Origin of the sequence: Agrococcus phoenicis (assembly GCF_047302415.1) — a bacterium.
In the GTDB taxonomy this organism is placed as follows: domain Bacteria; phylum Actinomycetota; class Actinomycetes; order Actinomycetales; family Microbacteriaceae; genus Agrococcus.
The window spans coordinates 952,751-967,168 of sequence record NZ_CP154854.1 but is presented as its reverse complement, the minus strand read 5'-3'; the positions used below and the strand labels follow the sequence as shown (position 1 = coordinate 967,168).

Here is a 14,418-nt window from a genome sequence, read left to right as displayed (position 1 = left end):
TCGCGCGGGCGCCGCCTCGGGTCACAGCCCGTCGAACGGCTCAGGATCATCCAAGCGGATCCGGAGGCGCGCGGGGGCCCCGGGCTTGCGGGGTCGGGCGGCGGCGGCGAGCACCCGGCCGCGGGCGATGCCGGCGACGCGGGCGCCGTCGGCGAAGGCGAAGCGCGCGATCGCGCGCTCGAGCTCGCCCTCGCGCACCCCCTGCGCGGTCGGTGGCACGGGCACGGGCCCGAGCACGTCGAGGTGCTCGACCTCGAGCAGCGCCTCGATCGCGTCGGCGACCGCATCGGGGTGGCCGACGACGGATGCGGTGCGCACCGCGGGCGGGAAGCGCAGGCTCCTGCGCTCGGCCAGCTCTGCCTTGGCGAAGGGCACGGTCGTATCGCCCGTGATCGCGGCGGCCGCGGGCCCTCCCGCCCCGGTGAGCACGACGGTGGCGCCGTCGGCGGCGAGCGCGCGCGCCGTCGCCCACTGCCGCACGGCCTCCTCGCCGACCCGCAGCCCCTCGCGAGAGAGCAGGGTGTCGCCGTCGAGCAGGAGCACCGCGCCGTAGCCGCCGTCGGCGAGCGGCTCGGCGCCGCGCGTCGCGACGACGAGGCGCGGGCGCGCATCCAGCGTGAGGCGCTCGTGCTCGCCGTCGGCGACGACGACCGGGATGCCCGGGAAGGCACGGCCGAGCTCCTCGGCGATGCGGGTGGAGCCGCGCCCGACGTCGGTCAGCTGCTGGCCCTTGCACGCCGGGCAGCGCCAGCCGGCTGCGAGGCGGCCGCACAGGCGACAGGCGGGTGTCGCACCGCGTGCGCGGCGACCGAGCGGGCCGGCGCACGCGGTGCAGCGCGCTCGGGCGCCGCAGTCGGCGCAGCGCATGCCAGGCGCGTGCCCCGGCCGGGCGACCTGCACCAGCACCGGCGCCTCGCGCAGCGCCTCCCGCGCAGCGTGGAATGCGGCAGCCGGCACGCGTCGACCGTCGTCCGTGAGCGCCGAGGGCAGCACGCGCACCCGATGGCCGCCGGCGCGCTCGTGCTCGAGGAAGCCGAGCTCGACGAGCCGCTCTGCATCGCTGGACCGCGCGTGGCCGGCGAGCACGAGCGCGCAGCCCGCCTGACCCTGCCGCACCAGGGCAGCGTCGCGGGCGTGCACCCACGGCGCGAGCGGCTCCGAGAGCAGCGGATCGCCGTCCTCCCAGACGACGAGCAGGCCCAGCCTGGCCGCGGGCGCGTACACCGCCGAGCGCGGCCCGATGATCACGATGGGATCGCCGTCGATGCAGCGCAGGAAGCCGCGGTAGCGCTCGGGGTTCTTCTGCCGGGCGTCCAGCTCGACGACGCGCTCGGCACCGACCGCCGCCTCGAGCGCGATGCGCAGCTGGCGCTGATCGCGATGGTCGGGCACCACGATGATCGCCTGCTCGCCGCGCTCGACCGCCTGCCGCGCGAGGCCCGCGAGCGTGACCGCCCACCGGCCCACCCAGTGCGCGTCGTGGTCGGCGCTCGGATCGCCGACCGCCGTGACCCCGCCCGCGCACTCGAGCGCGATGCGGCGGCGCTGCTCGACGAGCCCGGGCAGCGCCGCGGGCTCCCCGCCGTCGGTCGCCGGCGGCAGCGGGGCCAGCGGCGTGCGCTCAGCAGCGAGCCACTGCTTCTCGACGCGCGCCTGTCGACCGGGGATCGCGAGCCGCAGCACGTCGGCGGCGCCGCCCGCGGCACGATCGGCGATCGCGCGCGCGAGCCGCCAGACCTCTGGCTGCAGCACCGGCACGGGCGAGACCACCTGCTCGACGTCGGCGACCTCGCCCTCCCACACCCGCGCATCCGTCGTCTCGACGACCCAGCCGGAGGCCTGCCGATCGCCGCGCAGCGGCACGCGCACGCGCACGCCGGGCTGCACGCCCGTCATGCCCGGCGGCACCCGGTACTCGAAGAGCCGGTCGAGCTGCGGCAGGCGCGAGTCGACCACCACGTGCGCGTAGCGCGTCGCGCCCGGCTCCGGGCCCACGATCGTCAGAGCCGCGCTGCGGCGCGCAGGGCGTCGACGCGGTCGAGCCGCTCCCAGGTGAAGCCGGGCAGCTCGCGGCCGAAGTGGCCGTACGCGGCCGTCTGCCGGTAGATGGGCTTGCGCAGGTCGAGGTCGCGCACGATCGCACCGGGGCGCAGGTCGAAGACCTCGAGGATCGCCGCCTGGATCGTCTCGTCGGAGACGGTGCCGGTGCCGAAGGTCTCGACGTAGACGCCGACGGGCTGCGCCATCCCGATGGCGTACGCCGCCTGCACCTCGAGGCGCGAGGCGAGGCCCGCGGCGACGGCGTTCTTCGCCACCCAGCGCAGCGCGTAGGCCGCCGAGCGGTCGACCTTCGACGGGTCCTTGCCGCTGAAGGCGCCGCCGCCGTGCCGGGCGGCGCCGCCATAGGTGTCGACGATGATCTTGCGGCCCGTGAGGCCGGCGTCGCCCTTGGGGCCGCCGGTGAGGAACGAGCCGGAGGGGTTCACGATGGTGCGCATGCCGGATGCGTCGAGCCCGAGATCGGCCACCACCGGGTCGATGACGTGCTCGACCACGGCGGCGCGGATCTCGTCGTTCGTGACGCCGGGCGCGTGCTGCGTGGAGACGAGCACCGCGTCGACCGAGACCGGGGTGAACCCGTCGTAGCCGATCGTCACCTGCGTCTTGCCGTCCGGGCGCAGCCAGTCGACGGTCCCGGATCGACGCACAGCGGCGAGGCGCTCGGCCAGCCGGTGGGCGGCCCACGCGGTGGCGGGCATGAAGGAGGCGGTCTCATCGGTGGCGAAGCCGAACATGATGCCCTGGTCGCCGGCCCCGTCGCGGTCGAGCGGATCGACCGACCCGCCGCGCGCCTCCACCGCGGTGTCGACGCCCGTCGCGATCTCGTGCGACTGCTCGCCGATCGAGACCGTCACGCCGCAGGAGTGCCCGTCGAAGGAGACCTCGCTCGAGTCGTAGCCGATGTCGACGATCGTCTTGCGGGCGAGCGACGCGATGTCGACGTAGCCCGAGGTGCGCACCTCGCCGGCGACGTGCACGAGCCCGGTGGTGACGAGCGTCTCGACGGCGACGCGCGCCTCCGCGTCCTGCGCGAGCATCGCGTCGAGCACGGCGTCGGAGATCTGGTCGGAGATCTTGTCGGGGTGCCCCTCGGTGACCGACTCGGAGGTGAACAGGCGCAGGCTCAACGGTGCTCCTCGGTGGGGTTGCTGCGGTCGTGCGCGGCCACCCGGGCCGCGATCGCGTCGATGATGTCTCGGGCCACCGACACCTTGTCGCCGCGGCTCTCGGCGACGGTGCCGGATGCGTCGAGCACGCGCACGAGCGTGGGCACGTCGCCGAAGCCCTCCGCGTGGCCGACGCGGTTGAGCACCAGCAGGTCGGCGCCCTTGCGGGCCAGCTTCGCGCGGCCGCGCTCGAGCATCGCGGCGTCGTCGGCCTCGGTCTCGGCTGCGAAGCCGACGACCAGGTTGCTGCGCTCCCGCCGGGCGAGTCCCGCGAGGATGTCGGGGTTCACGGCGAGCTGCAGCGTCGGCGTCTCGCCCCAGCTCTCCTTCGTGCGCTTGCCCTCGGAGACCTCCTCGACGCGGTAGTCGGCGACCGCTGCGGCCATCACGACCACGTCGGCGTCGGCGTGCGCCGCCATCGCCTCGGCCAGCTGGGCGGTCGTCTCGACCGAGACGACCGCGACGCCCGAGGGCGCGGGCACGTCGAGGTTCGCGCCGACGAGCGTGACGTGCGCACCAGCGTCGCGGGCGGCGGCAGCGACGGCGACGCCCATCGCACCGCTCGAGCGGTTGCCGAGGAAGCGCACGGGATCGATGGGCTCTCGCGTCCCACCGGCGGAGACGACGACGGAGCGCCCTGCGAGGGATGCTGCGCGGTGATCGCCGGCGACGGCGGTGCCCCGCTGCGCGCCCCGACCGGATGCCGCTCCGACGACCGCGAGGGCAGCGCTGACGACCTCGTGCGGCTCGGCCATGCGGCCCATGCCGGAGTCGGCTCCCGTCAGCTGCCCGGCCACCGGGCCGACGAGCGTGGCGCCGCGCTCGACGAGCGTCGCGACGTTCGCCTGCACGGCGGGCTGCTCCCACATCTCGGTGTGCATGGCGGGCGCGAGCACGAGCGGGGCGCGCGAGGCGAGGATGGTGGTGCCGAGCAGGTCGTCGGCCATGCCGTGCGCGAGCTTGGCGAGGGTGTTCGCCGTCGCGGGCAGCACGACGATCAGGTCAGCCTGCTGGCCGAGCGCCACGTGGCGCACGCTGGCGACGTCGTCGAAGACCTCGTCGGTGACGGGGTTGCGGCTCAGCGCCTCGAGCGTCGGGCGCCCGATGAAGCGCAGCGCGGATGCCGTGGGCACGACGTGGACGTCATGCCCTGCCTGCACCAGCTCGCGGATGGCGAGCGCAGCCTTGTACGCCGCGATCCCGCCGGAGATCCCGACGACGACGCGCATCAGGCGGAGGCTGCCTCGTCCTTGGTCAGGACCAGCTTGTCCTGGTGGATCTCGTGCAGCGACACGGAGAGCGGCTTGTCCTCGATGGTCGAGTCGACCAGCGGGCCGACGTTGTCGAACATCGAGCCCTCGTGGATGTCGGTGTAGTAGTCGTTGATCTGGCGCGCGCGCTTCGAGGCGAAGATCACCAGCTGGTACTTGGAGTCCACCTTCTCGAGCAGCTCGTCGATCGGCGGGTTGATGATGCCCTTGCTGGCCATGGGTGCCTCCTGGAGCGGTGGGTGACGGATGCGGGTCGCAGCCCGCGAAGCGCGTGCGCGAGAGGGCGCAAGAGACCAGTCTACCCCGAGGTGGTCGCGCTTCGCCCGAGCCGCTCGCCGGCCAGGTCGGCCTCTGCCGCGAGGATGTGGTCGACGACCGCGTGCGCGGCGGCCGCGACGTCGGCGTTGACGATCGTGGCGTCGAACTCCGGCTGGCTGGCGAGCTCGACCTTCGCGGTCTCGAGGCGGCGCACGCGCTCATCCTCGGTCTCGGTGCCGCGGCCGACGAGCCTGCGCACCAGCTCGTCCCAGGACGGCGGGGCGAGGAACAGCAGCACCGCATCCGGGAACGACTCGCGCACCTGGCGCGCCCCCTGCAGATCGATCTCCAGCAGCACCGACGAGCCCTCGTCGAGCGCGGCCTGCACGCTCGAGCGCGGCGTGCCGTATCGCGCCTGGTTGTGCACCTTCGCCCACTCGAGGAACTCGCCCTCCTCGACCATCCGATCGAAGTCGGCGTCGGAGACGAACGCGTAGTGGACGCCGTCGATCTCGCCGGGCCGCGCGGCGCGCGTCGTGGCGCTCACCGACTGCCGGATCTGCGGGAAGTGCTCGCGCACGTACTGCGCGACCGTGCCCTTGCCGACCGCGGTCGGTCCGGCGAGCACGATGAGACGAGGGCGACGCGAGGGATCCACGCCGTCAAGCCAACCGCGAACGCGCTCGCGCTGCAAACCGCCGAGCCCCCCGAGGCGCTTCCCGGCGGCGATGCCGAGGCTCGCCAGCAGGGCCTCGACGCGAGCCGGGCCCATGCCTCGCAGGCTCCCGAGGTACTCCGTGACGCGCAGGCGCGCCTCGGGACTGCCCGGCTCCTGCCAGGCGCGCTCGGCCACATCGCGGGGCCCGCGCTGCCCGGCGGCGAGCGCGCGCTTCACGGCCGCGCGGGCGCGTCGCGCCTCGACAGCCGCCCTGCCGGCTGCGCCCGGGTCCGGCACCGCGCTCATCGGGCCTCGCGCAGCTCCCGGTTCGCCGCGTCGATCGCTGCCGCGAGGCCGCCGGGGCCGGCGCGCAGCACGCTGCGGCTCACGCTCGCGAGCACGAGCGCGTCTGCCGGGAAGAGGGTGCCCCGCTCGGCCAGGTGCGCGCCCTGGGCGCCGAAGCCGGGCGCGAGGATCGGCGTGGATGGGTCGAGCTCGAGCCCGTAGGCGCTGCGGTCGACGGTCGCGCCGATCACGAGGCCGTGCCCCGCACCCGTGCGAGCATTGCGCTCGCCGATCGCCTGGGCGACCGATGCGGCGACCGTCCGGCCGTCGCGCAGGCGCGCCAGCTGCAGCTCGGCCGCTTCGGGATTCGACGTCGCGGCGAGCACGATCGCTGCCTTGTCGGCCCGCTCCGCGGTCTCGAGCACGCCGTCGAGCGCGTCGACCCCGAGGTAGGGGCTCACCGTGAGCGCGTCGACCTCCAGCGGTGCGCCGGGCGTCAGCCACGCCTCGGCGTAGCCGGCGTTCGTCGAGCCGATGTCGCCGCGCTTCGCATCCGCGATGACGAGCAGCCCGGCTGCGCGCGCATCCGTCAGCACGCGCTCGAGCGCCAGCAGCCCCGCCGACCCGAAGGCCTCGAACAGCGCCACCTGCGGCTTGAGCACCCCGACGCGCCCTGCGGCTGCCTCGACCACCGCGCGCCCGAAGCGCTCCGCGCCCGACGCATCCGCGCCGACGCCTGCGCCGCCTTCCGCGCCCCACTGCTCGAGCAGCGCGCGGTGCGGGTCGATGCCGACGCAGAGGAGGCCCGAGCCTGCCGAGCCGTGCTCCGCGGCCGATGCGCGCAGGCGCGCCAGGAACGTCACGCCGACCGCCGCGCGTGGTACTCCTGCAGGCTCGTCACCTCGAACGGCTCACGCGACGCCTCGACCGCCGCCACCGCAGCGCCGAGCTGCGAGACGGTCGTGAACAGCGCCTTGTCGGCCGCCACCGTCGCCGCACGGATCTCGTAGCCGTCGGCACGGGCGATGCCGCCGGTGGGGGTGTTGATGATGATGTCGATCTCGCCGGCGTCGATCAGGTCGACGATCGAGGGCTCCTCGTTGCCGGCTGCCGCCGCCTCCGAGTGCTTGCGCACCGTCTCGACGCGGATGCCGTTGCGCGCGAGCACCTCGGCGGTGCCCTCCGTCGCGACGATGCGGAACCCCAGCTGCTGGAGGCGATGGATCGGCAGGACCGCCTGGCGCTTGTCGCGATCCGACAGCGAGACGAAGACCGTGCCGCTCGTCGGCAGGCCGCCGTAGGCAGCCGCCTGGCTCTTCGCGAACGCGGTCGGGAAGTCGCGGTCGATGCCCATCACCTCGCCCGTCGAGCGCATCTCGGGGCCGAGCAGCGAGTCGACCATGCGACCGTCGGCAGTGCGGAAGCGCCGGAACGGCAGCACGGCCTCCTTGACGGCGACGGGCGCGTCGATCGGCAGGATCGTGCCGTCGCGCTCGGGCAGCAGCCCCTCGGCGCGCAGCTCGGCGATCGTCGCGCCGGCGAGCACGCGCGCGTTCGCCTTCGCGATGGGCGTGCCGAGCGCCTTGGCCACGAACGGCACGGTGCGGCTCGCTCGGGGGTTCGCCTCGATCACGTGCAGCACGCCCGTCGCGTAGGCGAACTGCACGTTGATGGGGCCTCGGACGCCGAGCCCCTCCGCGATGCGGAGCGTCGCGTCCCGGATCTCCAGCAGCTGCGCGCGCCCGAGCCCGACGGGCGGCAGCGTGCACGAGGAGTCGCCGGAGTGGATGCCGGCCTCCTCGATGTGCTCGAGGATGCCGCCGACGAAGAGCTCCTCGCCGTCGTAGATGCCGTCCACGTCGATCTCGACCGCGTCGTCCAGGAAGTGGTCGACGAGCAGCGGTCGGTCGGGTCCGATGATGCCGGCGGCCGCGATGCGATCGAAGTAGCCGTGCAGGCTCGGGGTGTCGTAGACGATCTCCATGCCGCGACCGCCGAGCACGAACGAGGGGCGCACGAGCACCGGGTAGCCGATGCGCTCGGCGATCGCGACCGCCTGGTCCTCGGTGGTGGCCGTGCCGTTCCGCGGTGCGACGAGGCCCGCCTCGTCGAGGATCCGCTGGAACAGGCCGCGCTCCTCCGCCGCGTCGATCGCGTCGGGCGTGGTCCCGAGGATCGGCACGCCGGCCGCCTCGAGCCCGCGCGCCAGGCCCAGCGGGGTCTGCCCGCCCAGCTGCACGATGACGCCCACGAGCTCGCCGGCTCCCGACTCGGCGTGCACGATCTCCAGCACGTCCTCCAGCGTCAGCGGCTCGAAGTAGAGCCGGTCGCTCGTGTCGTAGTCGGTCGAGACCGTCTCGGGGTTGCAGTTGACCATGATGGTCTCGAAGCCGGCGTCGGCGAGCGCGAAGGACGCGTGCACGCACGAGTAGTCGAACTCGATGCCCTGGCCGATGCGGTTCGGGCCCGAGCCCAGGATGATCACCTTCCGGCGATCGGAGGGCACCACCTCGGTCTCGAGGTCGTAGCTCGAGTAGTGGTAGGGCGTCGCAGCGGGGAACTCCCCCGCGCAGGTGTCGACCGTCTTGTAGACCGGGCGCACCCCGGCGGCCCAGCGCGCCTCGCGCACCTCGGCCTCCGTCACCTGGCGCAGCTGCGCGATCTGCGCATCCGAGAAGCCGTGCTCCTTCGCCAGCAGCAGGTGCTCGGCGTCGAGGGGGCCCTCGCCGCCGCCGGCGAGGCGGATCTCGTCGGCGACCTCGTTGATCAGCACCATCTGGTCGAGGAACCACGGGTCGATGCCGGTCGCCTCGTGCGCCTGCTCGATCGTCGCGCCTGCGCGCAGCGCCTGCTGCAGCGTCACGATCCGACCGTCGGTCGGGATGCTGGCGGTCTCGAGCAGTGCCGCGGCGTCACCGGGCTCGCCCTCCCAGTGGAAGGAGGAGCCCCGCTTCTCGAGCGAGCGCAGCGCCTTCTGCAGGGCCTGCGGGTAGGTGCGGCCCATCGCCATCGCCTCGCCGACCGACTTCATGGTCGTGGTGAGCGTCGCATCCGCCGCCGGGAACTTCTCGAAGTTGAAGCGCGGCACCTTGACGACGACGTAGTCGAGGGCGGGCTCGAAGGAGGCGGGGGTCACCTTCGTGATGTCGTTCGGGATCTCGTCGAGGCGGTAGCCGAGCGCGAGCTTCGCGGCGATCTTCGCGATCGGGAAGCCCGTCGCCTTCGACGCGAGCGCCGAGGAGCGCGAGACGCGCGGGTTCATCTCGATGACGATGATGCGGCCCGTCGCCGGGTCGACGGCGAACTGGATGTTGCAGCCGCCCGTGTCGACGCCGACGCGACGGATGATGTCGATCCCGATGTCGCGCAGCCGCTGGTACTCCTTGTCGGTGAGCGTGAGCGCCGGCGCGACGGTGATGGAGTCGCCCGTGTGGACGCCGACCGCGTCGACGTTCTCGATCGAGCAGATCACGACCGTGTTGTCGGCCGTGTCGCGCATGAGCTCGAGCTCGTACTCCTTCCACCCGAGGATCGACTCCTCGAGGAGCACCTCGCCGATCGTCGACGAGTGGAGGCCGTCGCCGACGAAGCGGCGCAGCTCTGCCTCGTCGTGCGCGAAGCCGGAGCCCAGGCCGCCCATCGTGAACGAGGGGCGGACGACCACCGGGTAGCCGAACTCCTCGGCGAACGCGAGGGCGTCGTCGACGGACGTCGCGATGGCGCTCGAGGCGACGTCGGCGCCGGAGTCGAGCACGAGCTGCTTGAACAGCATGCGGTCCTCGCCGCGCTGGATCGCCTCCACCTTCGCGCCGATCAGCTCGACGCCGTGGCGCTCCAGGATCCCCTGCTCGTGCAGCGCGATGGCGGCGTTCAGGGCCGTCTGGCCGCCGAGCGTCGGCAGGATCGCGTCGGGGCGCTCCTTCATGATGATCGTCTCGATCACCTCGGGGGTGATGGGCTCGATGTACGTCGCGTCGGCGAAGTCGGGGTCGGTCATGATCGTCGCCGGGTTCGAGTTGACGAGGATGACGCGCACGCCCTCCTCGCGCAGCACGCGGCAGGCCTGCGTGCCCGAGTAGTCGAACTCGGCCGCCTGGCCGATCACGATCGGCCCGGAGCCGATGACGAGGACGGAGTCGATGTCGTCGCGCTTGGGCATCAGGCCTGCGCCCCCTTCTGCGCCAGGACCATCTGGCGGAACTCTTCGAACATGTGTCGGGCGTCGTTCGGCCCAGCGGCCGACTCGGGGTGGTACTGCACGCTGAAGGCCGGGATGTCGAGCGCGCGGAGGCCCTCGACGACGTGGTCGTTGAGCGAGTAGTGGCTCACCTCCACGCGACCGAACCCCGCGGGGCTCGTGAGCTGCTCGCCGACCGTCGCCTCGACCGCGAAGCCGTGGTTCTGGCTGGTGATCTCGACGCGGCCGGTGGCGACGTCGAGCACGGGCTGGTTGATGCCGCGGTGGCCGAAGGGCAGCTTGTAGGTGCTGAATCCGAGCGCGCGGCCGAGCAGCTGGTTGCCGAAGCAGATGCCGAAGAACGGCAGGCCCTCGCGCAGCACGCCCTGCAGCAGCTCGACCTGGTCGTCGGAGACAGCGGGGTCGCCCGGGCCGTTCGAGTAGAACGCGGCCACCGGGTCGTGCGCCAGCACCTGCGCGAGCGTCGAGTCCTGCGGGAGCACCACGAGGTCGAAGCCCTGCTCGCGCAGGTAGCGCAGCGTCGAGGCCTTCACGCCGAGGTCCAGGACGGCGAGCGTGCCGATCGACTCGCCGACCGCCTCGAGGCGGTAGGGCTCGCGGGTGCTGACGCTGGCCGCGAGGCTGCGCCCGACCATGGAGGGGCTCTCGCGAACCTCGGCGAGCATCGCCTCGTCGGTCGTCAGCGCCTCGCCGGAGAACACCCCTGCGCGCATCGCGCCCACGTCGCGCAGGCGTCGGGTGACGGCGCGCGTGTCGATGCCGGCGATGCCGACGACGCCGTCCCGCTCGAGCTGCGCGCCGAGGGGCTCCTCCGCGCGCCAGTTCGAGGTGATGCGGCTCGCTGCGCGCACCGCGTAGCCGGCTGCCCACATGCGGGCCGACTCGTCGTCCTCGGATGTCACGCCGGTGTTGCCGATGTGCGGCGAGGTCTGCACGACGATCTGGCCGGCGTAGCTCGGGTCGGTGAGCGTCTCCTGGTAGCCGGTCATGCCGGTCGCGAAGACCGCCTCGCCGAGCGCGCGGCCGGTGGCGCCGTAGGCGCTGCCGCGGTAGATCGTGCCGTCCTCGAGCACGAGGGCTGCGGATGCGGTGCGCGCGGCACCGCCGGAGGTCATGTCGGTCACGCGGTCGTCCCTTCCCCTGCGGTGGTGGTCTTGTCGTGGCGCGCGAGCGCGCTGAGCGCCTCGAACGCGTGCGCGTCGTCGCCGACGACGCGCACGTAGGTGTCGACATCGGCGCCGAGCCGGTGGGAGACCACGATGATCCCGCCGGGCTCGACCACGCGGTCGATGGTCCAGGTGGCGCGCTCCACCGAGCGGATGCTCGAGGCCGCGATGCGCACCTCGCGACGGTCGGCGAGCAGCTGCACGCCCTCCGCGTCGATCGCGAGCGCCGTGCGGCCCCGGAAGCCGAGCCCGTGGGCGAAGATCCGGTCGTACGGGTCCCCTGCGCGCGTGGTGGCGACGTAGAGCGCCTCGACCACGAGCGTGGGCGACGCGTCTGCGCTCCAGGCCTCGGGCTCGAGGATGTCGCGCTGGCGTCGACGTCGTCGCCAGATGCCGACGGCGACGAGCACCGCGACGAGTGCGACGAAGGCGGCGCAGAGCAGGGCGAAGGCCTCCTTGCTCATCGCTTCGCCCCTTCGAGCCGCAGCTCGCCGCCGGCGACCGTGCGGCGGCCGCCGTGCCAGACGTGCAGCACGCTGCCCGGCAGCTCGACCCCGAGGAACGGCGAGTTGGCCGAGCGCCCTCGCAGCGTCGCGGGCTCGATGGTGCGCCTCGCCGCGGGGTCGTGCAGCACGACGTGCGCCGGCGAGCCGACAGCCAGCGGCGCGTCGTAGCCGGGCTCCCGGCCGATGTCGGCGGGAGCGGTCGACATGACGCGCGCGACACCCGCCCAGTCGAGCATCCCCGTCTCGACCATGGCCTGCTGCACCGCGCCGAGCGCCGTCTCGAGCCCGACCATGCCGAAGGCCGCATCCGCGAACGCCGCCTGCTTCGCCTCGGGCGCGTGGGGCGCGTGGTCGGTCGCGACGATGTCGATCGTGCCGTCGGCGAGGGCCTCGCGCAGCGCGCGCACGTCCCGATCGGCGCGCAGCGGCGGGTTGACCTTGTAGCGGGCGTCGTAGCTGCGCACGAGCTCCTCGGTGAGCAGCAGGTGGTGGGGCGTGACCTCGGCGCTGATCGCGATGCCGCGCCGCTTGGCCGCGCGCACGACCTCGACGGTCTCGAGCGTGGAGACGTGACAGATGTGCAGCCGCGCACCGGTCGCCTCCGCGAGCATCGCGTCGCGGGCGACGATCGAGGCCTCGGCCACCGAGGGCCAGCCGGTGAGGCCGAGCTCGGCGGCCAATGGGCTCTCGTGCATGACCGACCCTCGCGTGAGCGCCGGATCCTGCGCGTGCTGCGCGACGACGGCGCCGAACGAGGCGGCGTGCTCGAGCGCGCGGCGCATGAGCTCTGCGTCGGCGACGCAGTGGCCGTCGTCGCTGAACACCGTCACGCGAGCGGCGCTGCCGGCGAGCATGCCCATGTCTGCCAGCCGCTCCCCCGCGAGGCCGACGCTGACCGCGCCGATGGGGCGCACGGTCGCGAGCCCGGCCTCGAGGCCGAGGCGGTGCACCTGCTCGACCACGGCCTGCGTGTCGGCGACCGGGTTCGTGTTCGCCATCGCGAAGACGCACGTGTAGCCGCCGGCTGCCGCGGCGCGGACGCCGGATGCGACCGTCTCGGACTGCTCGCCGCCGGGCTGCCGCAGGTGCGTGTGCAGGTCGACCAGGCCCGGGAGGGCGATGAGGCCGGACGCGTCGACGACCTCGGCGGTGCGCTGCTCGTCGGCGTCGAGCGACGCGGGGTCGATCAGCACGCCGCCCTGGATCGCGAGGTCGCGCACCGCTCCGCCCATGATCGAGGCGCCCCGCAGCAGGGTGATGGCTCCGCTGCGCTCGCCTGCTCCGCGGTGCTCGCTGTGCGTCGTGGTCATCGGGAGCCTCCCTGGTCGGATGCGAGCAGCGTGTAGAGCACGGCCATGCGCACGGAGACGCCCGCCGTCACCTGCTCGAGCACGGTCGACGCGTCGCTGTCGGCGGCGCGGCTCGAGAGCTCGAGGCCCCGGTTCATCGGGCCCGGGTGCATGATCTGCGCGTCGGGGATCCGCGCGAGGCGCTCGTCGGTCAGCGACCAGCCGGTGATGTACTCGGCGGCGCTCGGCGCGACCTTGCCGGCCTGGCGCTCGAGCTGCACGCGCAGCAGCATGAGGGCGTCGGGCCGCTCGTCCAGCACCCGGTCGAGGCTCGTCTCAGCGCGCACGCCCAAGCGGGTGCCGTCCGCAGCCGCCGGCGGCAGCAGCGACGCCGGCCCGACGACCGTCACCTCGGCGCCCAGCGCAGGCAGCAGCAGCGCGTTGGAGCGGGCGACGCGGGAGTGCGCGATGTCGCCGACGATCGCGACAGCGATGCCGTCGAGGCCCTTGCCGCGCGAGGCGGTGCCGTGGATGCGACGGCGGAGGGCGAACGCGTCGAGCAGGGCCTGCGTCGGGTGCTCGTGCGTGCCGTCGCCCGCGTTGACGACGGGGCGGCCGATCCACTCGGCGAGCAACGCAGGAGCGCCGGATGCCCCGGAGCGCACGACCACGCCGTCGACGCCCATGGCGGCGATCGTGAGGCCAGTGTCGCGCAGCGACTCCCCCTTGGAGGCGCTCGAGCCCTTGCCGGAGACGTTGATGACGTCGGCCGAGAGCCACTTGCCGGCGATCTCGAACGACGAGCGGGTGCGGGTGGAGTCCTCGAAGAAGAGGTTCACGACGGTGCGGCCGCGCAGCGCGGGCAGCTTCTTGACGTCGCGATCCTGGATCTGGTGCATGTCCTCGGCGAGGTCGAGCAGCGCGATCGCCTCGTCCCGCGGCATGTCGGCGGTGAGCAGGTGCCTCATGCGGCACCGCCCTCGATCACCACGGCGTCCTCGCCGTCGATCTCCCGCAGCAGGATCGAGACGTGCTCGCTGCGCGCGCTCGGCAGGTTCTTGCCGACCGAGTCGGCGCGGATCGGCAGCTCGCGGTGGCCTCGGTCGACGAGCACGGCGAGTCTCACCGCGCGCGGCCGGCCGAAGTCGGCCAGGGCGTCGAGGGCGGCCCGGATGGTGCGGCCGGAGTAGAGCACGTCGTCGACGAGCACGACGACCTTGTCGTCGATGCCGGATGCGGGGATGCGGGTCGGGTGCGAGGCTCGTGTCGGGCGATCGCGCAGGTCGTCGCGGTGCATCGTGATGTCGAGCGATCCCGTGCGGGCTTCGAAGTCCTCGCCGGTGATCTCGCTGAGGCGGCTGGCGAGCCGACCCGCGAGGTGCACGCCGCGCGTCGGGATGCCGAGGATCACGAGGTCGTCGGCGCCGTGGTTCGCCTCGAGGATCTCGTGGGCGATGCGCGTCAGGGCCCTGGCGATCTCGTCGGGGCCGAGCACGGTGCGCACGGCGGAACTTCGCTGAGTCAAGGCGACTCCCTTCTCCGCCTCACGGGACGGGCTTC

General features: G+C 73.5%; 12 protein-coding genes. All 12 read right to left on the bottom strand.

The features are described from left to right. Positions 1–21 precede the first annotated feature (21 nt). On the bottom strand, positions 22–1,995 hold the full coding sequence (locus AA0Z99_RS04680) for a primosomal protein N' (protein WP_413319915.1): 1,974 nt from the start codon (positions 1,993–1,995) through the stop codon (positions 22–24). Positions 1,996–2,000: 5 nt separating this feature from the next. After that, complete coding sequence (metK, locus tag AA0Z99_RS04675; protein WP_413319913.1) at positions 2,001–3,188, bottom strand: methionine adenosyltransferase; 1,188 nt, start codon at positions 3,186–3,188, stop codon at positions 2,001–2,003. Then, positions 3,185–4,456, bottom strand: coding sequence for a bifunctional phosphopantothenoylcysteine decarboxylase/phosphopantothenate--cysteine ligase CoaBC (coaBC, locus tag AA0Z99_RS04670; protein WP_413319911.1), 1,272 nt, complete (start codon positions 4,454–4,456; stop codon positions 3,185–3,187). Before coaBC ends, metK begins: the two co-directional genes overlap by 4 nt. Continuing rightward, on the bottom strand, positions 4,456–4,716 hold the full coding sequence (gene rpoZ / locus AA0Z99_RS04665) for a DNA-directed RNA polymerase subunit omega (protein WP_072313582.1): 261 nt from the start codon (positions 4,714–4,716) through the stop codon (positions 4,456–4,458). Before rpoZ ends, coaBC begins: the two co-directional genes overlap by 1 nt. Before the next feature lie 80 nt (positions 4,717–4,796). Further along, positions 4,797–5,720, bottom strand: coding sequence for a guanylate kinase (gmk, locus tag AA0Z99_RS04660; protein ID WP_413319909.1), 924 nt, complete (start codon positions 5,718–5,720; stop codon positions 4,797–4,799). Beyond that, a complete protein-coding gene (gene pyrF, locus AA0Z99_RS04655; RefSeq protein ID WP_413319907.1) occupies positions 5,717–6,562 on the bottom strand; it encodes an orotidine-5'-phosphate decarboxylase in 846 nt (281 codons plus the stop codon). The genes gmk and pyrF overlap by 4 nt, the downstream gene beginning before the upstream one ends. After that, complete coding sequence (carB, locus tag AA0Z99_RS04650; protein WP_413319905.1) at positions 6,559–9,858, bottom strand: carbamoyl-phosphate synthase large subunit; 3,300 nt, start codon at positions 9,856–9,858, stop codon at positions 6,559–6,561. The genes pyrF and carB overlap by 4 nt, the downstream gene beginning before the upstream one ends. Beyond that, a complete protein-coding gene (gene carA / locus AA0Z99_RS04645) occupies positions 9,858–11,021 on the bottom strand; it encodes a glutamine-hydrolyzing carbamoyl-phosphate synthase small subunit (protein WP_413319903.1) in 1,164 nt (387 codons plus the stop codon). Before carA ends, carB begins: the two co-directional genes overlap by 1 nt. After that, positions 11,018–11,527, bottom strand: coding sequence for a hypothetical protein (locus AA0Z99_RS04640; RefSeq protein WP_413319901.1), 510 nt, complete (start codon positions 11,525–11,527; stop codon positions 11,018–11,020). Before AA0Z99_RS04640 ends, carA begins: the two co-directional genes overlap by 4 nt. Further along, positions 11,524–12,879 carry a dihydroorotase gene (locus AA0Z99_RS04635; RefSeq protein WP_413319899.1) on the bottom strand — a complete coding sequence of 452 codons (1,356 nt, stop codon included), beginning with the start codon at positions 12,877–12,879 and terminating at the stop codon, positions 11,524–11,526. Before AA0Z99_RS04635 ends, AA0Z99_RS04640 begins: the two co-directional genes overlap by 4 nt. After that, positions 12,876–13,826, bottom strand: coding sequence for an aspartate carbamoyltransferase catalytic subunit (locus AA0Z99_RS04630; RefSeq protein ID WP_413319897.1), 951 nt, complete (start codon positions 13,824–13,826; stop codon positions 12,876–12,878). Before AA0Z99_RS04630 ends, AA0Z99_RS04635 begins: the two co-directional genes overlap by 4 nt. Continuing rightward, on the bottom strand, positions 13,823–14,383 hold the full coding sequence (gene pyrR, locus AA0Z99_RS04625) for a bifunctional pyr operon transcriptional regulator/uracil phosphoribosyltransferase PyrR (RefSeq protein ID WP_413319895.1): 561 nt from the start codon (positions 14,381–14,383) through the stop codon (positions 13,823–13,825). Before pyrR ends, AA0Z99_RS04630 begins: the two co-directional genes overlap by 4 nt. Positions 14,384–14,418 lie beyond the last annotated feature (35 nt).